A 19,591-nucleotide genomic window follows, 5' to 3' on the forward strand; every position below is an offset into this window, starting at 1 on the left:
TCTGTAATTTTAGTTTGTTAAAAATATAATAAGTAAGGTTTCATAAGATAAAGGAAATATTTTTATTTGAATTATACAAATATTTACTCTACATTTTAGGTTTCCGCCGGCTTTTCTCTCCTGTAGGCTCTGTCTGCACCATACAGATATATACAAAAAGGCGAGGCTACCCTCTTGGAGTAGCCTCGCACAAACCAGTTAATCTAAAGTTATTCTTCGATGGCTGCCTGTGCCGCTGCCAGACGTGCGATAGGCACACGGAACGGAGAACAGCTAACGTAATTCAAACCTACTTTATGGCAGAACTTAACAGATGAAGGCTCACCGCCATGTTCACCACAGATACCGCACTTCAGGTCCGGACGGATGGCACGGCCTTTTTCGGTTGCCATACGTACCAACTGGCCTACACCATTTTGGTCGAGTACCTGGAACGGGTCTACTTTCAGAATCTTCTTCTCCAGATAAACCGGAAGGAAAGAAGCTATATCGTCACGAGAGTAACCGAAAGTCATCTGAGTCAAGTCGTTGGTTCCGAACGAGAAGAACTCGGCAGACGAAGCGATACGGTCGGCAGTCAGAGCTGCACGGGGAATTTCGATCATGGTTCCGACTTTGAAGTCGATGCGGTCTCCCACCTCTTCAAAGAGCTTGTCTGCTTCGGCACGAATCACACTTTCCTGCTGTTGGAACTCGTAAAGAATACCTGTCAGCGGCACCATAATTTCGGGATGTGTCTCTATTCCTTCTTTCTTCAGTTCAAGAGCGGCACCCAGAATGGCACGAGTCTGCATCTGTGTGATTTCGGGATACGTATTTCCCAAACGGCAACCACGGTGACCCAACATCGGGTTGTGTTCGCAGAGCGATTCGACACGCTGCTGGATATATTGCAGGCTTACTCCCATTGTATCGGCCATCTCCTGCTGTCCTTTCAGATCGTGAGGAACAAATTCATGCAAAGGAGGATCGAGCAGACGTACAGTCACCGGACAACCGGCCATTGCCTTGAAGATTCCCTTGAAGTCGGCTTGCTGATATGGCAAGATCTTGGCAAGAGCTTTGCGGCGTCCCTCAGCATTTTCTGCCAGAATCATCTCACGCATGGCTTTGATCTTTTCACCTTCGAAGAACATGTGTTCCGTACGGCAAAGACCGATACCTACCGCACCGAAATTACGGGCAACTTCGGCATCATGCGGAGTGTCGGCATTGGTGCGAACCTGCAGACGGGTATATTTATCAGCCAACTTCATCAGATCGGCAAAGTCGCCAGACAGTTCGGCTGCTTTCGTTTCTACTTTACCCTGATAAACCTCACCGGTACTACCGTTCAAGGAGATGAAATCTCCCTCTTTCAGCAATACACCATCCACTTCCACTGTACGGGCCTTGTAGTCGATATTCAATGCACCGGCTCCCGAAACACAGCATTTACCCATACCACGGGCAACCACGGCTGCATGTGAGGTCATACCTCCACGGGCGGTCAGGATACCTTCGGCAACTGCCATACCGGCCAAATCTTCGGGTGAAGTCTCGATACGAACCATCACAACGCGTTTTCCGGCAGCATGCCATTCGGCTGCATCGTCAGCAAAGAATACGATCTGACCGGTAGCAGCACCCGGAGAAGCCGGCAAACCGCGAGTCAGCACTTTAGCCTGTTTCAAAGCAGACTTATCGAATACCGGGTGAAGTAATTCATCCAGTTTATTGGGTTCTACACGCATCAGCGCGGTCTTTTCGTCAATCATGCCCTGGCGGAACAGATCCATGGCGATTTTTACCATGGCAGCACCGGTACGTTTACCGTTACGTGTCTGAAGGAACCAAAGTTTGCCTTCCTGAACGGTGAACTCCATATCCTGCATGTCTTTGTAGTGATTTTCAAGCTTGGTCTGCAATTCATCCAACTGCTTGTAGATCTCCGGCATAGCCTCTTCCATAGAAGGATATTTTGATGCACGTTCCTCTTCGCTCACACCGGCAAGCTGAGCCCAACGCTGGGAACCGATCTTAGTGATCTGCTGCGGAGTACGGATACCCGCCACCACGTCTTCACCTTGTGCATTGATCAGATATTCACCATTGAAGAGGTCCTCGCCCGTAGCGGCATCACGGGAGAAGCATACACCTGTTGCGGAAGTATCGCCCATGTTACCGAACACCATTGCCTGAACACTTACGGCAGTACCCCATTCATCGGGAATTCCTTCCATCTTACGGTACAGGATGGCACGTTCGTTCATCCATGAATTGAACACGGCGCAGATAGCTCCCCAAAGCTGTTCGTATGCACAAGTCGGGAAGTCCTTGCCTGTTTGTGCCTTTACGGCAGCTTTAAATTTCTTCACGAGTTCCTTGAGATCTTCCACCTCGAGCTCGTTGTCCAGCTTCACGCCTTTGGCATGTTTCACTTCTTCAATGATCGCCTCAAACGGATCCTGGTCTTCTTTGTTAACAGGTTTCATACCCAATACTACATCACCGTACATCTGTACGAAACGGCGGTAAGAATCCCATGCAAAACGAGCGTTTCCGGTCTTACGGGTCAGACCTTCAACCACTTCATCATTCAAACCCAGATTCAGGATCGTATCCATCATACCCGGCATGGATGCACGTGCACCCGAACGCACAGAAACCAGCAACGGATTCTCTACGTCACCAAATTTTGAACGCATCAGGTTCTCAATATTTGCAATAGCTTTTTCTACTTCTTCTTTCAGGAGAGATACGACCTTTTCCTGTCCCATCTCGTAATATTCGGTACAAACGTCAGTTGTAATTGTGAAGCCCGGAGGTACGGGGACACCGATCAGATTCATTTCGGCAAGGTTCGCACCTTTGCCCCCAAGTAAGTTTCGCATACCGGCCTTTCCTTCTGCCAGTCCATTACCAAAGGTATAAACTCTTTTTTTGTCCATAATACGATTTTAAAGTTATTAGTTGTGATTCTTTTCTGTTCGCAAATCTAAGGATATTTCGCAAACCAGAAAACTTTTATATGAAAAACTTTCTATCAAAATGCAATTTCGACATTGCAATCTGCATTATTTCACTTCATATAGAGAAATACGAAAAAAAATACCTACTTTTGCGAAAGATTTTATTAATATGGCGTAGAATGGTGATTTAATAGATTCACGCTTTATACTCAAAGAAATCATTTTAATATAATTCAAGGAGTACTGTGGCTAGAAAGAAAAAAGAACTTCCTCTGCTGGAGAAGGTGACAATAACGGATGTGGCTGCCGAAGGAAAAGCCATCGCAAAAGTAGATGACCTGGTCGTTTTTGTACCTTACGTAGTGCCGGGCGACGTGGTAGATTTGCAGGTAAAAAGAAAAAAGAATAAATACGCCGAAGCTGAAGCGGTGAAGTTTCACGAACTCTCACCGGTACGTGCCGTTCCTTTTTGCCAGCACTATGGCGTATGCGGCGGGTGTAAATGGCAGGTATTGCCCTACGCAGAACAAATCAAATACAAACAGAAACAGGTGGAAGACAACCTCCGCCGTATCGGAAAGATCGAATTGCCGGAAATCTCTCCTATCCTGGGATCTGCTAAAACAGAGTTTTACCGGAACAAACTGGAGTTCACCTTCTCGAACAAACGCTGGCTGACAGCGGAAGAAGTGAAACAGGACGTCAAATATGACCAGATGAACGCGGTGGGATTCCACATTCCGGGAGCATTCGACAAGGTGCTCGCCATCGAAAAGTGCTGGTTGCAGGATGATATCTCTAACCGTATCCGCAATACGATCCGCGATTACGCCTACGAGCACAACTACTCTTTCATCAATCTCCGTTCGCAGGAAGGAATGCTCCGCAACATGATTGTACGTACCTCGAGTACCGGCGAACTGATGGTGATTCTGATTTGCAAGATAACGGAAGAGCATGAAATGGATCTCTTCAAGCAGTTATTGCAATATGTTGCCGACCAATTCCCGGAAATAACCTCTCTCCTATACATTATTAATAATAAATGTAACGACACGATCAATGACCTCGATGTACACGTATTCCGTGGCAATGATCACATCTTCGAGGAGATGGAGGGACTTCGTTTCAAGGTGGGACCGAAATCGTTCTATCAGACCAACTCGGAACAGGCATACAATCTTTATAAGGTGGCACGCGACTTTGCCGGACTGACAGGTGACGAACTGGTATATGACCTCTATACGGGTACCGGAACCATCGCCAACTTTGTGTCACGCCAGGCACGAAAAGTGATCGGCATCGAATATGTTCCCGAAGCCATAGAAGATGCAAAAGTGAATGCCGAGATCAATGGAATAGAGAACACCCTGTTCTTTGCCGGAGACATGAAGGATATCCTGACACAGGATTTCATCAATCAGTACGGGCGTCCGGATGTAATCATCACCGACCCTCCCCGGGCGGGAATGCATCAGGATGTGGTAGACGTAATCTTATTTGCCGAACCCAAACGGATCGTATATGTTAGTTGTAATCCGGCTACACAAGCGCGTGACCTCCAGTTGCTGGATGTCAAATATCGTGTGAAAGCAGTGCAACCGGTAGATATGTTCCCCCACACCCATCACGTGGAAAACGTAGTGCTGCTTGAACTTAAATAAAAAAATGAATATGAAGAGAATCAAACGAACTCCGGCCGAGAAGGCCCGTGCACAATATACCGGCTATCTGGTGAAAGAACCGATGGAATTAATGGATTTCCTTGCGGCCAAAATGCCCGATGCCAGCCGTACCAAGCTAAAGTCTCTGTTGAGCAAACGAATCGTGCTGGTTGACAATGTGATCACGACACAATTCAACTTTCCTCTGCAACCGGGCATGAAGGTGCTTATCAGCAAGGACAAGAACAAGAAAGAATTCCGCCATCCGCTACTGAAGATAGTCTACGAGGACGCCTATATCATCGTAGTGGAGAAAAAGGAAGGATTGCTTTCCGTTGGCACAGAGCGGCAGAAAGAACGTACTGCCCAGCATATTTTAAGCGAATATGTAGGTCGTTCGGGACGCGGAAACCGCATCTACGTGGTTCATCGCCTGGACCGAGATACTTCGGGATTAATGATGTTTGCCAAAGACGAAAAGACACAATACACGTTGCGTGACCATTGGCACGACATCGTGACGGACCGTCGCTATGTAGCGGTGGTTACCGGCGAGATGGAGAAAGACAGCGACACGGTAGTGTCCTGGCTGACAGACCGTACCTTGTACGTCAGCTCAAGCAGCTATGATGATGGCGGTTCCAAATCGATCACCCACTATCGCACCATCAAACGTGCCAATGGCTACTCGCTGGTAGAATTGCGATTGGAAACCGGACGTAAGAATCAGATACGTGTACACATGCAGGATCTGGGGCATCCTCTGATCGGAGACGGACGTTATGGGATAGACGGTGGGCCCAATCCTCTCGGGCGCCTGGCTTTGCATGCTTTCAAACTTTGTTTCTATCATCCGGTGACAGATCAGCTAATGGAGTTTGAAACCCCTTACCCTCCTACATTCAAGAAGCTATTTCTGAAGAAATAATATAAATAGGGATGTATCAAAACTCGTATTTACCACAGATTACACAGATTTACACAGATAAATAGTATTGGTTATCAGTAAATTAAAAATCGTTCTGTGTAAATCTGTGTAATCTGTGGTGAGTTATGAAACACCTTCATTTAATATTTGCCGGATATAAGTTTATTCCATTCTTAATTCAAAGTTAAATCCCCGGGCATCGTCCGAAAGATAAAAGGCACCGGTTATCCGATCTCCGTATATCCTTACGTCGTCCATATAAGAGATACCGTTCTTACCGTAATTCAATACTAAATTACGATTATAAGAATCTTCCCAATACCACTGAAAGCGAAACTGATCATACAAAAGACCGTCTGAAGCATAGAACTGGGTCTCCACTCCAAAACCGTCGTTCCCGAACTCAAAGGTACTGAACAGGGGTTCACCATTATGGGCATTCATCCCTACATCGCCGGTCCATGCCCGCCCGGTAATGACATATTCAATCTCTCCCTGATCGTCCTCGCAAGACGCGAATCCGACAGCGAGCATCAGTATCAGTAAAATCTTCCAATAGCCTTTCATTTCTTCCTATCTCCTTCTCTAATTAGTTTCTGTTATATTTTGAATCGACAAATACAACTACCTTTCCGTTCAGCTTCCCGGACATATTATGCTCACGTACCCACACGTTATCGAAATAAGTCACCCCGTTCACTCCATAGTCAAAAACAATACCTTCCATCGTATCGTCTATCCACGACCAGGTCAGATTATTGGTCTCCGTGCGGTAAGGCTGACTTTCATTTACATGATAATAGGCATAAGTCTCTGCCAGCCGGCCGTTATCATCAAACTTCAATGTATGCCGAACCCACTCGTCTACATCATTCTTCTCCGAATCATTCACCCAGGTTTTGCCACAGAGCTTTGCATTGCTATTTCGTAGATAATCATCTGAATAATACTTGTCACCACAAGAGCTTAGGCCTACTATAGCTACCAATAAGAATAGCGTTTTCATAAAATTCAATGTCTTCATAAGTGTCATTTGTCATTAAATTAATAATACACGGACAAATATAAGGATTGTTTTCTAATAAAAAGGAAATAGGATAAATAAAAACATTTCCCAAAGGATAATGGGGGATGTTGCTAGCAAGGAAGAAAAAATTTCATCCGATAGAGTTTTAAGCCAACCTTTAAATATAGATCTTCCTTAGTCCTAATTCCATAAGGTACAATTAATACCAGTGCAGCACATCGTAATATCTTGCATTTTGCACAAATTTCAATTCCATAAGGTACAATTAATACTAACCGGACTTACAGCTGATAATCAGTTAGAGTAATTTCAATTCCATAAGGTACAATTAATACCAATTACACAGATCGTAAAACTTGCCGAGCTATTTAATTTCAATTCCATAAGGTACAATTAATACCGTATTCGCCATCGAACCGAAGACCGGCGTGTATATTTCAATTCCATAAGGTACAATTAATACAGCAAGGGAAACTGTACGATGTACAAGTACTCGGATTTCAATTCCATAAGGTACAATTAATACCTGATGAAGCGATTAAGAAGATCAATGTGATGATTAAATTTCAATTCCATAAGGTACAATTAATACTCAGTTACCCTGACGGCCAATCCTTCCGCCATTTCCATTTCAATTCCATAAGGTACAATTAATACGAAGTCCGCTGAAATCCAGCCCGCCTTTTCGTTCATTTCAATTCCATAAGGTACAATTAATACTCTACCCATCAATCAACGCAATTACTTAGTAATAAGCCAAATGCTTTTGCAGAAAATTGCTTTTCTTTAGAAATAATGTGTCGATCAAGAATAATATAAAAAACATAGGTTAGCGACATAGGTACTAAACATCTATATATCAACATGTCATAGAGCGTTTCCGTTACTTTACCATTGATAATTCACAATAACAAATTACTTCGACAACCGTCTTACAAAAAATTATCAATGTTAGCAAGTTCTTTGCCCACTATTTCCTTTTCCAAAGAGCATTGAGTAGCCCCTTTAAAAATAATAATGCAATCTTCTTCGGGGTTCATAACCCCTTTTGCTAATAATAATAGCTCTTTTAAACGTACTTCCGAAAGTTCACCTTCAAATACAGAATTCTGAATCCAATTCAAATACCTACGACATAATCTCAACATCTTTGAGACCCTCTTTTCTCCAAAATCATAAACAAAAATAACATACATATCTACCAGTACATTTTAAACGGTTTATACTCCTCTATTTCCAATAAATGTTTCGCCAACTTATAACACTCTAATTTTATCAAATGTCTATAGCTGACATTACGGTTTAAGATTCTGTGCTTTATTGTCTCAATCAACTTATCTTCAATTGCTTTCACAAATATTTTTTTACCTGTCTGATTGAGTAAACATTTATTCAATTTCCAATCGAAATGCTTTTCTTGGATTTCCTTTTTATTCAAGACTTTCTTCATTTCTACATAGACAAATATGTTGCAAACTTGCTTTACGGGCATCCTCAAGTGCAGCAAAAGCAAAATAAATAACAGGAGAAAGCATTACTCCCCGCTTTAAAACAGAGCGTGCTCTCATAAAAGTTTTCCCTTTCTTACTCCAAGCTTTAGCCTGTACCACTTCCTGTTGGATATTGATACCAGCGTAAGAAAGTTTATGTCTCATGATTGCAGTCACTTCCAACTTCTGCCTAATTCCTTCAATAATGGAAGGAGTCAGAAACTGCTGAGAATAAGTTTCTCCGCCACTGGCATCACGAACCGCAGTCCAAGGCTTAATAAAGCCAAAAGGTCCTGCATATTTTACTACATAATATTTCATATTTACACCTTTTAAATCAAAGCTCCATATCCGCTACCAGTTCCGTTCCCCAGACCAACTACCCAAGCAAACCTTTTACTAGTCTGAGTGCCATGAATAATAACCGGACACATATTGGCTATACTTTTGATACCATGAATAGTCACCATTTTCTTTTTCTTCTTTGAGTAGCTTATATCAAATTCGACTCTTAACGTATCGTCTTCCGGTAGCCCGGCTTCCCTCATTTTATGTTTCAAGGTTTCTGTCATAAGTTGATTACTTTCCTGATCATCATAGAAATAATATTTATAGCCCATAATTTCTTCTATTCGTCGTTTAATAAATATAGGAGAAGCTAAAAAAAATCTTTGTGGCTCTTCTGTAAAGACAGGACTCCCGACAATAGTAATATCTTTCACACATAAGCCATAAAAGATTTCCGAATCCAACAGAATACTATCAATTATCTTTTTAAGATGCTGATCTTCATGAAAGCTAATAAGCAATTCAGCTCCATTCGGAAATACATAGCCTTTTTTATCAACCATCACACCACCTAGCAGCCAAGAAAAAGAATATAAAGATATCTTGTCATGCAATTCATTATTTCCTAACCATTTATGAATTACTCCAATCAACTTCCCTTGATAATCAAAAGGAAGGATTTTTTCATTTGAAGTTGTTTTAATTCTTATCCTCATTTGTTATTTATTTTTATGTAAAGAAAAGCATTTATTTTTTTGCCATGACAAATTCTAAGTATGTTACATAACATTCTTCTTAAAAGTAAACATATAGTTAAAAAGTTTCCTAATACAAGAATCACTAGTAATCAGCTCAAAAGAAAGCCTAAAGCATGAATAGGATGCAAATTGTTTGATATATAGAAAAATCGCTAACTTATACTAAAGATAAAAGTATCCTTATGGAAGATTCCCTTGAAATTAAATGAATAAAAAGAGAAATAACATGCAGTTTCAGTGCTGTCTGAAGATAAATATGCAAAAACACTCGGACGTTTATTAATATCGTTTAGGTCTTTTGTTAACTTCCTCCAAGTCTTTTATTAACTTCGTTCAAGTCTTTTGCCAACTTCCTCCAAGTCTTTTGTTAACTCCATGACAAAAGAAGAGATATATGGCTGCATAAAAGCACTTTTCCCATTTATTGGCACTGAGAGAAGCAACCGAAAGAAGATGGCAGATACATGCAAAATCGTTAAAACAGACAGCACTATAATATAAACAGAAACGATAAACGATCCATATCACAAGAAAACCGTATAATCGGCATCATCTTGAATCGCCCTAATGCTCCTATTTAGCGTTTTTTTCCGCAAGAGTGGATACGGAGCTTAAAGAATCAAATCTGAGCAGCATTAAAATACAAAATGACAAAATGACTAATTAGCCTTTATTACTTTTCTTCACCTCTGATTCCCCGAAATTATCTTTCCTAAAATACCGCATTCCCCTTTTTATTCCCTACATTTGTACTACGAATAAAAAATCAAGATAGTAAAATGAAAAAATTTATCAAAGGAGTCCGGTTTACTCCTTCCAATTATCCGGATGAAATAGAAGATAAAATACAGAAATACAGAAAACAAGGTTATAAACTTCCTCCACGCAAGGTATTGCGCACACCGGAACAAATTGAAGGTATCCGTGAAAGTGCAAAGATCAACACAGCTCTGCTGAACCACATTGCAGAAAATATTCGTGAAGGAATGTCCACCGAAGAGATCGATCGTTTGGTCTACGATTTCACCACGTCCCATGGGGCTATTCCGGCTCCTCTAAACTATGAAGGATTTCCCAAAAGCGTCTGCACCAGCATCAACGATGTAGTATGCCACGGAATCCCCAGTTCAACCGAAATTCTAAAAAGCGGAGATATTATCAACGTAGATGTTTCTACCATTTACAATGGTTATTTCTCTGACGCATCACGCATGTTTATGATCGGCGAAGTCAGCCCTGAAAAACAGAGATTGGTACAGGTCACTAAAGAATGTATGGAGATCGGCATAGCTGCCGCACAGCCTTGGGCCCGTTTAGGTGACGTAGGTGCGGCTATTCAGGAACATGCCGAAAAGAACGGTTATAGTGTGGTACGCGACTTATGCGGACATGGAGTGGGAATCAAATTCCATGAGGAACCCGACGTAGAGCACTTCGGACGCCGCGGTACCGGTATGTTGATTCTTCCGGGAATGACTTTTACCATCGAACCGATGATCAACATGGGAACGTATGAGGTCTTTGTCGACTCTGCTGATGACTGGACAGTCTGCACAGACGACGGATTGCCGTCTGCACAATGGGAAAATATGATTCTGATTAATGAAACCGGAAACGAAATACTGACTTATTAAATGGAACTGACTCTCCTCTTGATTATTGCAGCCTTACTGGTTGCCCTGCTCGCATTGACACTTACCCGCAACAATCGCGCACAAAGCGAAGAGATGCAACGGGCATTGCGCCAACAAATGCAGGAAAACCGGGAAGAGTTGAATCGCAGTATTCGCGAGTTACGCATGGAAATGACGCAAACCCTGAATCAGGGTTTGCAACAGCTGCAAGATGCCATGCATAAGAACATGATGACCACCGGAGAACTGCAACGCCAAAAGTTCGACGCAATGGCACGCCAGCAGGAAACGCTGATACAGTCCACCGAGAAGCGTCTGGACGACATGCGCGTGATGGTTGAAGAGAAATTACAAAAGACTCTCAACGAACGCATCGGACAATCTTTCGAGATAGTCCGTTCGCAACTTGAAAATGTGCAAAAGGGCCTGGGCGAAATGAAGTCGCTCGCACAAGACGTAGGCGGTCTCAAGAAGGTTCTGAGTAACGTGAAAATGCGCGGAACGTTCGGTGAGGTCCAGCTAGGCGCACTTCTGGAACAGATGATGAGTCCGGAACAGTATGAAGCGAATGTCAAGACCAAGAAAAGCGGAACCGAATTTGTGGAGTTCGCCATCAAACTTCCGGGAAAAGATGATGCCAACAGCACTGTTTATCTGCCAATCGACGCCAAATTCCCCAAAGATGTTTACGAACAATACTACGATGCTTTCGAAGCCGGAGATGCCGCATTGATGGAATCGTGCGGACGCCAACTGGAGACAACCATCAAAAAAATGGCGAAGGATATCCACGACAAGTATGTCGATCCTCCGTTTACAACGGACTTCGCTATCTTATTTCTCCCCTTCGAAAGCATCTATGCAGAAGTGATCCGCCGGACAAGCTTAGTTGAAACGCTACAAAAGGATTACAAGATTGTAGTAACCGGACCGACTACTTTGGGAGCTATCCTGAACAGTTTGCAAATGGGATTCCGGACACTCGCCATACAGAAACGCACAGGCGAGGTATGGACCGTACTGGGAGCTGTAAAAACCGAATTCGGAAAATTCGGAGGACTGCTTGAGAAGGTCCAGAAGAATCTGCAAAGCGCAGGTGACCAGTTGGAAGAAGTGATGGGAAAACGTACGCGCGCCATCGAACGCAAACTCCGTCAGGTCGAAGAACTCCCCCACGAGGAAAGCCGGAGAATATTACCGATAGACGATGGCGGAGAAGATGACTGACCGATAAAAACAAAGAAGCATACAGCCATGGAAATAACACTTAAAAATCAGTTCATTACTTTGTGGAATACTTATTTTCCACAAGCCGGACTTCCGATAACATTCCAATACTCGGCAGATACACAAAATCTCCCGATAGTGGAAGCTCCGAAAGGACATCGGTGCATCATTGCACAGTTGACCCAGGTACAGCGTGGAAAAACTCTCTGCATACAGGCGGATTCTGTGGGATGCCGAGGTGGAAAACGGTACACAAACTTCACGGACAAGATGTTTCCCGGATTCGAATGTTTCCTTTCACACAATGAACAGGGCGAAGGAGAACGATACAAGCAGACTCCGGAGCTGGCAGCTGCCGCTCTGGCACAGTTGCCTGCACTTCCTGTCAAGGGAGAAAACCTGATCTTCAAACGTTGGGATAAGCTGGAAGCGGAAGACATGCCGGAAGTTGTTATCTTTTTTGTATCTGCCGACATCCTCTCCGGTCTGTTCACATTGGCTTGTTTTGACAATGTAGCTCCTGATGCAGTGATCGCTCCCTTTGGTGCAAGCTGTGCTTCTATTATCTATCATCCGTACCGGGAACAACTGGACGGAACCAATCGGGCGGTATTGGGATCATTCGATCCTTCTGCACGCAAATGTATGAAACCCGATCTCTTGTCTTTTGCCATTCCGTTTAACAAGTTCAAGAGTATGGTGTCACAAATGGAAGAAAGTTTCCTAAAGACAGCAACGTGGGATGTAATCAAAAAGAGAATGGGTTCGTCATAATACTCCGGAAGTTCGCGGACAAACATCGCACCTTCCTTCCAGAATATCGCATGATTTCTATTAAAAGGTTCGGGATACCGCAAAGACAATAAATCATTTAGAACAAACAACTAACACTATTAGTTATTCAACTAACAGCATAAATTATTTACCTAATTTTAGCAGGAGATTAGAAAACGGACCTTATTACAGGTGAAAGTTATCTTCTTTTGGGCAAGACCCAATGCAAAACCAGGTATCCCAAGATACCCGCCATTACCGTACCGGATAAAACACCGAGTTTGGCCTGGTTCAATAATACAGGATGGGCGGAGCCGAACGAAAGATTGGCGATGAAAAGCGATACCGTAAAGCCTATTCCACCCAGTAACGCCACTCCGGATATATTCTTCCAGTTCATCCCCAAAGGCATCGGAGTAAGACCGCTTTTGACAGCCAGCCAGGTAAAAGAATAAATCCCCAGAAATTTGCCTGCCAATAATCCCAAAGCAACCGCAAGGGTAACCCCGCCAATAACTTCACCTTCGCCACTAAACATAACACCTGCATTGACAAAAGCGAACAACGGAAGGACAAGATAATTCACTGCACCATGCAGGTTATCCTCAAGCGACTGAAGGGGACTGATGACACGGTCGGAAGCCGACTCAACCTCTTTCAGCTTGGCTATCTGTTGATTGGTCAGTACGATGTTGTTTGCTCCCATTTCGGGGAATGTACTGATAATGCGTCGGATACGCTCAATATATGTACCGACGTTCAACTGTGGTTTGGCCGGAATGACAAAGGCCAGAATAACACCGGAAATCGTACTATGGATACCCGATTGCAGGAAAAGATACCAGATAACCACACCGACAACTAAAAAGAAAATCTTATTGGTAGCTCCCTTCTTACCTATAAAATATAACAGAACGTAAAGCAGCGCCGCCCATAACAAATATTCATAAGCCACGTGTGAACTGTAGAAAATGGCAATCACCAATATACCGCCTATATCATCGACTACCGCAAACGCTGTAAGGAAGATTTTCAGACTCAACGGAACACGCTTGCCCAACAGGCTGAGCACTCCCAAAGAAAAGGCAATATCGGTTGCCATAGGGATAGCCAGTCCTTGCCCGCCTTCAGTGCCCGGAGCACAAACCATGGAATAGATGACAACAGGCACTACCATTCCGCCACATGCGGCAATGAATGGCAGTGCAGCTTTACGGAACGAGGAAAGCTCGCCTACCAGTAACTCTCGCTTAATCTCCAGTCCGACCATTAAGAAGAAAATCGTCATCAGACCGTCATTAATGAACTCAATCATCGTCAGATTGTGTCCCGCATGCGAAAGTAAATTAAAGCCTCCGATGCGAAAATGAAGTTCATGCGACAAAAACTCCTGATACACCGATGCTGCCGGAGAGTTAGCGATTACCGCAGCGGCAATCGCTGTGACAAACAATAGAATACTCGCCGTAATATTCATCGACGAGAAATCCTTCATCGAACGTAAAACTGTCATAATAGGTATATATAATATTAGATTTAAGCAATTCTATGACACGGCTAAGTTGTATAGCTTCGCAATGCCAACTTCTTCACCCATAGTACAAAGATACCGGTCAGAATCAAATTCAATACAATGGTCAGCACTGAAATAACCAATGCAGGACCACCCAAATTGTATCCGAGGGCAATAAAGATGACTCCGGCTCCTACTTCACCACGGGTAAACATACCGATAGAAAGCGCCAGGCGTTCGCTGAACTTCCTATCCCGGTAAAAGAACACAGGAAACAGCTTACCGATATTTGAAAGCAGTGAAACAATCAATACGTGAAGTGCTATCATTCCCCACGACATCATTTCCTGCGAACCTGTCACCGAATGGGTTCCGGCATGTGTCTCGGCAAAGTTCACCCCAATGAAATGCGGCATGCTCATACCTACCAAGAACATAAACAGGAACGAAACCCCTGTTGAAACTTTATGCTCGACAGGAGTATCTATTTCTTTGTGTTTCATGATCATACCCAGCACAAAAGCCGGCAACAACACCTCGATGTGAATACTCCCCTCTTCGCCATAGAGCTGCTTGCTAAAATAGTAAACGGCTTGGGTAGCAACAAATACAAGCACCGAATAGCCCATTATCGCTTTCCAGTCCTGACGCCAGTTATACCTTCCCAACTGTTTCCAACCCAATGAAAGCAATAAGAAGACAATAAAGACAACCACGATCAGCTGCCAGCGCAAACCAATCATCATTATCTGCAGGGGAATCATTAACAAAATGGTATCGAGGTCATCAAAAATTGCCAGGACCTGAATCTTTTTATAAATCCAACTTGATTTAAGTCCGATGGCGGCGAGCATCGTGAAAAGAATACCGGCCGATGTAGGAGCTGCGAAACGGCTTAACAGCAGATTCTCTTTCCAAGCCTCCCAACTGTTCCAGAATTCTGGCGGCAAAAGCACAAATACATAATAGATAGCAATCAGGAACCAAGGCATGGCGGCAGTAGCCATCGCAATGAAGTAGTCTCCGGCATAACTTCGCCAACGGGTCTTATCAACTTCAAACTCACGCCCTACGTTAATCATAATAAAACTCAGGCAGATGTAAAGAAGAATGTTAGATACAATTTTTACGGTAGCATATCCTTCACCTGCCAATAACGGCAAGTATTGTGATAGCAAAAGGCCAATAATCAAAAAGGCCGAAAAAGACAGAACTTTTCTCATTTTTATTGTTTATCGTTGTTTTAAAGGCAATTGCCAGGGAAAGCTCTGCGGACAGATGACAATTGCCTGGTATATTAGAAACTGGCTGCAACAAAATTTGTTCAGAAAGATTCCTGTTTTTTTATTACGTTGCAGCCTTTATTTCCTAATCCAGTTTAAGCACGGCAAGGAATGCCTTCTGCGGCACTTCCACATTACCGATCTGCTTCATACGTTTTTTTCCTTTTTTCTGCTTCTCAAGCAGCTTACGTTTACGGCTGATATCACCTCCGTAACATTTTGCCGTAACGTCTTTACGCACCGCTTTGATCGTTTCACGAGCTATAATCTTAGCACCGATAGCGGCCTGAATAGCTATTTCAAACTGTTGTCTCGGAATGAGTTCTTTCAACTTCTCACACATCCGACGCCCCATATCATAAGCATTATCGAAGTGAGTCAGGGTAGAAAGCGCATCAACCGATTCACCGTTTAACAAAATATCCAGTTTCACCAATTTGGACGGACGGAAACCATCCGGATGATAATCGAACGAAGCATAACCTTTCGAAATACTCTTCAGTCTGTCGTAGAAGTCGATCACAATTTCACCCAACGGCATATTGTAGAACAACTCGACGCGGTTTCCCGAGATATATTCCTGCTTCAACAATTCGCCCCGCTTACCGAGACAAAGCGTCATGATAGGTCCGATATAATCGGTCGTTGTAATAATAGAAGCTTTGATATAAGGCTCTTCTATATGGTCGATCATAGTCGGATCGGGCATACCGCCGGGGTTATGCACCTCCGTCATATTACCTTGTTTGTCGTAAATATGATAAGATACGTTAGGAACTGTGGTGATGACATTCATATCGAACTCACGATCCAGACGCTCCTGTACAATTTCCATGTGAAGCAATCCCAGGAAGCCACAACGGAAACCGAAGCCTAAGGCCAACGATGATTCCGGTTGGAACGTCAGTGAGGCATCATTCAGCTGCAACTTCTCAAGTGAAGCTCGCAGATCTTCAAATTCTTCGGCTTCGATGGGATAAACTCCGGCAAACACCATCGGCTTCACCTCTTCGAATCCCGCAATCGCTTTATCGCAAGGGCGGGCTACGTGAGTGATCGTATCTCCCACTTTCACCTCTTTCGAAGTCTTAATTCCCGAAATGATATAGCCTACATCTCCCGTCCGGAGTTCCTTGCGTGGAACCATTTCCATCTTCAACACTCCGATTTCGTCTGCAACATACTCTTTCCCGGTATTGAAGAACTTAACCTTATCACCAGCACGGATGACTCCGTTCGTTATCTTAAAATAAGCGATGATTCCACGGAATGAGTTGAATACGGAGTCGAATATCAAAGCTTGCAACGGCGCACTTTCATCACCTTGAGGATGAGGTATACGCTCGATGACCGCTGCCAGTATCTCTTCCACACCCATACCGGTCTTACCGGACGCACGGATAATTTCATCCCGCTTACATCCCAGCAGCTCTACGATCTCGTCTTCCACCTCTTCGGGCATGGCACTTGCCATGTCGCACTTGTTAATGATCGGAATGATTTCAAGATCGTGCTCAATAGCCATATAAAGATTCGAGATGGTCTGTGCCTGGACTCCTTGCGACGCATCCACAATGAGTAACGCACCTTCGCAGGCAGCTATCGAGCGGGATACTTCGTATGAAAAGTCAACATGCCCCGGAGTATCGATCAGGTTCAGAATATACTTCTCCCCCTTATAAGTGTACTCCATCTGTATGGCATGACTTTTAATCGTAATCCCCCTCTCCTTTTCCAAGTCCATATCATCAAGCATCTGCCCTTCTGTCACCTGAATGGTATTAGTGAACTCCAACAAACGGTCCGCCAATGTTGATTTACCATGGTCAATATGAGCAATGATGCAAAAATTTCTGATTTTATCCATCTGATACTATTATCTTAATTTAATTTGGTGCGCAAATATACACAAATGCCAGAACATAAAAAAATGCGCTGATAACATATCATAATGTATCAACGCATTTTTTTATTGGGGAAGTAATTCACTCCTTAGTTCAATGTAACGAAGAGTTCACCTTCGATTTCCTGAGTAGAGATCTTATCTTCTCTCAACAGCCATCCGAGGCCAAGGAACAAATCTTTATCCACCAATTTAGTTGCTTTCTTAATCTGCTTGGCAGTCAGTCCTTCTGTTCCATTCAGTGCATTCCAGATTTTACCTGCAATTTCACCTGCTTTTTCTTTCAACATTTGCTTTAGAAATTTTAGTTAGACATGAGTTAAAACCCGAACAATTCAGATTTTATTTCGACTGCAAATATAGTTATAATTATGTTATATAACAGATTATTAGTAACTTTTTTCTCTTTTTTGTAATGAAAACATCAATTTGAAGACTATTTCTTCTCTTTTTCGAGATATTCTGCCCAAATTCTGGCTGCCTCCTCTACCATTTTCGAACAAGGTCTTTTGGCATAATACTGTTCTGTCCGGGCTTCCGGCTCGGACGACACCGGTGCTTTCTTCTTTAAACCAAGCAGTTCGCCACAATTCAACGAACCATTCCGTTTCTTGAATTCGGCCGCAAGCTCTTGCACCAAAGCATAATTGGCAGCCTTTCCCTCACGATCGGCTCCGTCAATTGCCCCTTTCTCCAGTCCGGCAAGCAGAAACATGCCACAGGCAGCGCCACACGTTTCACGCATGCGCCCGATACCTCCGCCAAACGAAGCTGCCATACGCAGCGCCTGCTCTTCAGTAAATCCATACATATCGGCAAATGCAGCTACTACAGACTGCGAACAATTATAGCCGCTCTTGAAAAGCTCAGTAGCACGGCTTATCCTTTCTTCCTTTGTCATTTTATATTTTTTTATTTCTTGCAAAAATATTAAAAAAGTATCTTTGTCGGCAACTAATCAATGATTTTTATGGCAACAACCTTTGACATACAATTGCCACACTATCCACGTGGCTTCCATCTGATCACCCGTGACATCCTTTCTCTCCTTCCGGACCTGCCGGAAAACGGACTGCTGGTTGTGTTCATCAAGCATACCTCAGCAGGCATCACTATCAACGAAAATGCCGATCCGGACGTGCGTCATGACTTCAATACGTTTTTCAACAAACTCGTACCTGACGGTGCCCCTTATTTCGTCCACACCCTTGAAGGCCCGGACGATATGAGCGCACACATTAAGGCTTCACTAATCGGAACCTCAGTCAGTATCCCCATCCGGAATCACCGTCTGAACCTCGGAACCTGGCAAGGGATCTACTTGTGTGAATTCCGGGACGGGGGCGACAAACGCAAACTGAGTATTACCATTTTGGAGTAAATCAGCCGATCTCCAACGCCATCGGACAATGATCGGAGTGAACGGCGTTGTTCAGAATAACGGCTTCTTTCAGCAAAGAGCGTACCGGCTCGCTGACCATACAATAATCGATTCTCCACCCTTTGTTCTTGGCACGCGAATTGAAACGGTAACTCCACCAAGTATACTCTTGCTTTTGAGGATAAAGCGTACGGAAAGAATCAATGAAGCCCGCCGACAGGAAACGGGTCATCCATTCCCGTTCTTCGGGCAAGAAACCACTGTTGGTAGCATTACGAACCGGATCGTGAATATCGATCGGTTCATGGCAAATGTTATAATCCCCACAAAGAATCAGATTGGGACGTGATTTACGCAATTCCGTCACATACTTCTGGAATGCTTCCAGCCAGACCATCTTAAAAGCCTGGCGTTCGTCTCCGCTAGTGCCCGAAGGATGGTAAACGCTCACCACAGACAAATCACCAAAATCCGCACGAATAAAACGCCCTTCGTTATCATATTCTTCAATTCCCATGCCATATTCTATGTGATCGGGCTCTACTTTGGTCAAGATGGCTACTCCGCTATATCCTTTTTTCTGTGCCGAATAGAGATATGCTTTATATCCAAGTGCCTCAAAAGCCTCTGCCGGATATTGTTCGGGTTGCAGTTTGGTTTCCTGCAGACAAAGCACATCGGGATTTTCCTCGGCCAACCACTCGGGCAGCCCCTTGTTTACTGCGGCACGAAGTCCGTTCACATTATAAGTTATAATTTTCATCTTTTAT

At 43.6% G+C, this 19,591-nt stretch carries 17 protein-coding genes, 2 pseudogenes and 1 CRISPR repeat array; of the genes and pseudogenes, 6 read left to right on the top strand and 13 right to left on the bottom strand.

Going from position 1 to position 19,591, the window contains the following annotated elements:
• Positions 1-209: 209 nt before the first annotated feature.
• Complete coding sequence (gene ppdK, locus BF9343_RS12255; protein WP_005788068.1) at positions 210-2,930, bottom strand: pyruvate, phosphate dikinase; 2,721 nt, start codon at positions 2,928-2,930, stop codon at positions 210-212.
• Between the two features lie 266 nt (positions 2,931-3,196).
• On the opposite strand from ppdK, the gene rlmD reads away from it, so the two are divergent.
• Together rlmD and BF9343_RS12265 are read left to right on the top strand one after the other, a co-directional pair.
• Positions 3,197-4,615, top strand: coding sequence for a 23S rRNA (uracil(1939)-C(5))-methyltransferase RlmD (gene rlmD, locus BF9343_RS12260; protein WP_005788070.1), 1,419 nt, complete (start codon positions 3,197-3,199; stop codon positions 4,613-4,615).
• Between the two features lie 10 nt (positions 4,616-4,625).
• Positions 4,626-5,543, top strand: coding sequence for an RluA family pseudouridine synthase (locus tag BF9343_RS12265; protein ID WP_005788072.1), 918 nt, complete (start codon positions 4,626-4,628; stop codon positions 5,541-5,543).
• 162 nt (positions 5,544-5,705) lie between these two features.
• Here the strand turns inward: BF9343_RS12265 and BF9343_RS12270 are convergent, their stop codons facing one another.
• From BF9343_RS12270 to cas6, 6 genes and pseudogenes are all read right to left on the bottom strand, one after another.
• On the bottom strand, positions 5,706-6,110 hold the full coding sequence (locus BF9343_RS12270; protein ID WP_005788073.1) for a hypothetical protein: 405 nt from the start codon (positions 6,108-6,110) through the stop codon (positions 5,706-5,708).
• A 22-nt stretch (positions 6,111-6,132) separates the two neighbouring features.
• A complete protein-coding gene (locus tag BF9343_RS12275; protein ID WP_005788076.1) occupies positions 6,133-6,576 on the bottom strand; it encodes a hypothetical protein in 444 nt (147 codons plus the stop codon).
• Between the two features lie 171 nt (positions 6,577-6,747).
• Positions 6,748-7,290: direct repeats of the CRISPR family, unit length 29 nt; unit sequence ATTTCAATTCCATAAGGTACAATTAATAC.
• A 212-nt stretch (positions 7,291-7,502) separates the two neighbouring features.
• Entirely contained in the window at positions 7,503-7,766 is a 264-nt protein-coding gene (gene cas2 / locus BF9343_RS12280; protein WP_010993063.1) for a CRISPR-associated endonuclease Cas2, read from the bottom strand.
• A gap of 2 nt (positions 7,767-7,768) precedes the next feature.
• A pseudogene (locus tag BF9343_RS12285) lies at positions 7,769-8,014 on the bottom strand (CRISPR-associated endonuclease Cas1); the annotation flags it as partial.
• Positions 8,007-8,381 (bottom strand): annotated as a pseudogene (locus tag BF9343_RS12290) (hypothetical protein); the annotation flags it as partial. The pseudogenes BF9343_RS12285 and BF9343_RS12290, both read right to left, overlap by 8 nt.
• Positions 8,382-8,392: 11 nt before the next feature.
• Positions 8,393-9,064, bottom strand: a complete 672-nt coding sequence (cas6, locus tag BF9343_RS12295) for a CRISPR-associated endoribonuclease Cas6 (RefSeq protein ID WP_010993064.1) — start codon at positions 9,062-9,064, stop codon at positions 8,393-8,395.
• Positions 9,065-9,885: 821 nt separating this feature from the next.
• Between cas6 and map the strand changes: the two genes are divergently transcribed.
• Genes map through BF9343_RS12310 form a run of 3 tightly spaced genes read left to right on the top strand, consistent with a single transcriptional unit; the run spans position 9,886 to position 12,741 of the window.
• On the top strand, positions 9,886-10,740 hold the full coding sequence (map, locus tag BF9343_RS12300; RefSeq protein WP_008660463.1) for a type I methionyl aminopeptidase: 855 nt from the start codon (positions 9,886-9,888) through the stop codon (positions 10,738-10,740).
• Positions 10,741-11,967 carry a DNA recombination protein RmuC gene (locus BF9343_RS12305; protein ID WP_005793488.1) on the top strand — a complete coding sequence of 409 codons (1,227 nt, stop codon included), beginning with the start codon at positions 10,741-10,743 and terminating at the stop codon, positions 11,965-11,967.
• A gap of 27 nt (positions 11,968-11,994) precedes the next feature.
• Positions 11,995-12,741 carry a DUF169 domain-containing protein gene (locus BF9343_RS12310; RefSeq protein ID WP_041926232.1) on the top strand — a complete coding sequence of 249 codons (747 nt, stop codon included), beginning with the start codon at positions 11,995-11,997 and terminating at the stop codon, positions 12,739-12,741.
• Between the two features lie 199 nt (positions 12,742-12,940).
• Here BF9343_RS12310 and nhaA read toward each other — a convergent pair whose 3' ends face one another.
• The 5 genes from nhaA to BF9343_RS12335 form a co-directional block, all read right to left on the bottom strand.
• The gene (gene nhaA, locus BF9343_RS12315; protein WP_010993066.1) at positions 12,941-14,254 is read right to left on the bottom strand and encodes a Na+/H+ antiporter NhaA; all 1,314 of its coding nucleotides are present in this window, start codon (positions 14,252-14,254) and stop codon (positions 12,941-12,943) included.
• Between the two features lie 44 nt (positions 14,255-14,298).
• On the bottom strand, positions 14,299-15,477 hold the full coding sequence (locus BF9343_RS12320; RefSeq protein WP_005788087.1) for a cation:proton antiporter: 1,179 nt from the start codon (positions 15,475-15,477) through the stop codon (positions 14,299-14,301).
• A 145-nt stretch (positions 15,478-15,622) separates the two neighbouring features.
• Entirely contained in the window at positions 15,623-17,404 is a 1,782-nt protein-coding gene (lepA, locus tag BF9343_RS12325) for a translation elongation factor 4 (RefSeq protein ID WP_005788089.1), read from the bottom strand.
• A 125-nt stretch (positions 17,405-17,529) separates the two neighbouring features.
• Positions 17,530-17,730 (bottom strand): winged helix-turn-helix domain-containing protein, encoded by a 201-nt coding sequence (locus tag BF9343_RS12330; protein ID WP_005788091.1) that lies wholly within the window; start codon positions 17,728-17,730, stop codon positions 17,530-17,532.
• Between the two features lie 146 nt (positions 17,731-17,876).
• Positions 17,877-18,341 carry a C-GCAxxG-C-C family protein gene (locus BF9343_RS12335; protein ID WP_005793479.1) on the bottom strand — a complete coding sequence of 155 codons (465 nt, stop codon included), beginning with the start codon at positions 18,339-18,341 and terminating at the stop codon, positions 17,877-17,879.
• Positions 18,342-18,410: 69 nt separating this feature from the next.
• Here BF9343_RS12335 and BF9343_RS12340 point away from each other — a divergent pair, with 69 nt between their 5' ends.
• Positions 18,411-18,821: a secondary thiamine-phosphate synthase enzyme YjbQ gene (locus tag BF9343_RS12340; protein WP_005793477.1), complete on the top strand. Its 411-nt coding sequence runs from the start codon at positions 18,411-18,413 to the stop codon at positions 18,819-18,821.
• A gap of 1 nt (position 18,822) precedes the next feature.
• Here BF9343_RS12340 and BF9343_RS12345 read toward each other — a convergent pair whose 3' ends face one another.
• Positions 18,823-19,584, bottom strand: a complete 762-nt coding sequence (locus BF9343_RS12345) for an exodeoxyribonuclease III (protein ID WP_005788098.1) — start codon at positions 19,582-19,584, stop codon at positions 18,823-18,825.
• Between the last annotated feature and the right edge of the window lie 7 nt (positions 19,585-19,591).

Origin of the sequence: Bacteroides fragilis NCTC 9343 (assembly GCF_000025985.1) — a bacterium.
GTDB classification, from domain to species: Bacteria; Bacteroidota; Bacteroidia; order Bacteroidales; family Bacteroidaceae; genus Bacteroides; species Bacteroides fragilis.

Excerpts from the sequence above, each read along its gene's own strand:
- ppdK (WP_005788068.1), bottom strand. The coding sequence starts at position 2,930 with ATGGACAAAAAAAGAGTTTATACCTTTGGTAATGGACTGGCAGAAGGA.
- BF9343_RS12265 (WP_005788072.1), top strand. The coding sequence starts at position 4,626 with ATGAAGAGAATCAAACGAACTCCGGCCGAGAAGGCCCGTGCACAATAT.
- BF9343_RS12270 (WP_005788073.1), bottom strand. The coding sequence starts at position 6,110 with ATGAAAGGCTATTGGAAGATTTTACTGATACTGATGCTCGCTGTCGGA.
- BF9343_RS12275 (WP_005788076.1), bottom strand. The coding sequence starts at position 6,576 with ATGACACTTATGAAGACATTGAATTTTATGAAAACGCTATTCTTATTG.
- cas2 (WP_010993063.1), bottom strand. The coding sequence starts at position 7,766 with ATGTATGTTATTTTTGTTTATGATTTTGGAGAAAAGAGGGTCTCAAAG.
- cas6 (WP_010993064.1), bottom strand. The coding sequence starts at position 9,064 with ATGAGGATAAGAATTAAAACAACTTCAAATGAAAAAATCCTTCCTTTT.
- map (WP_008660463.1), top strand. The coding sequence starts at position 9,886 with ATGAAAAAATTTATCAAAGGAGTCCGGTTTACTCCTTCCAATTATCCG.
- BF9343_RS12305 (WP_005793488.1), top strand. The coding sequence starts at position 10,741 with ATGGAACTGACTCTCCTCTTGATTATTGCAGCCTTACTGGTTGCCCTG.
- BF9343_RS12310 (WP_041926232.1), top strand. The coding sequence starts at position 11,995 with ATGGAAATAACACTTAAAAATCAGTTCATTACTTTGTGGAATACTTAT.
- nhaA (WP_010993066.1), bottom strand. The coding sequence starts at position 14,254 with ATGACAGTTTTACGTTCGATGAAGGATTTCTCGTCGATGAATATTACG.
- BF9343_RS12320 (WP_005788087.1), bottom strand. The coding sequence starts at position 15,477 with ATGAGAAAAGTTCTGTCTTTTTCGGCCTTTTTGATTATTGGCCTTTTG.
- lepA (WP_005788089.1), bottom strand. The coding sequence starts at position 17,404 with ATGGATAAAATCAGAAATTTTTGCATCATTGCTCATATTGACCATGGT.
- BF9343_RS12330 (WP_005788091.1), bottom strand. The coding sequence starts at position 17,730 with ATGTTGAAAGAAAAAGCAGGTGAAATTGCAGGTAAAATCTGGAATGCA.
- BF9343_RS12335 (WP_005793479.1), bottom strand. The coding sequence starts at position 18,341 with ATGACAAAGGAAGAAAGGATAAGCCGTGCTACTGAGCTTTTCAAGAGC.
- BF9343_RS12340 (WP_005793477.1), top strand. The coding sequence starts at position 18,411 with ATGGCAACAACCTTTGACATACAATTGCCACACTATCCACGTGGCTTC.
- BF9343_RS12345 (WP_005788098.1), bottom strand. The coding sequence starts at position 19,584 with ATGAAAATTATAACTTATAATGTGAACGGACTTCGTGCCGCAGTAAAC.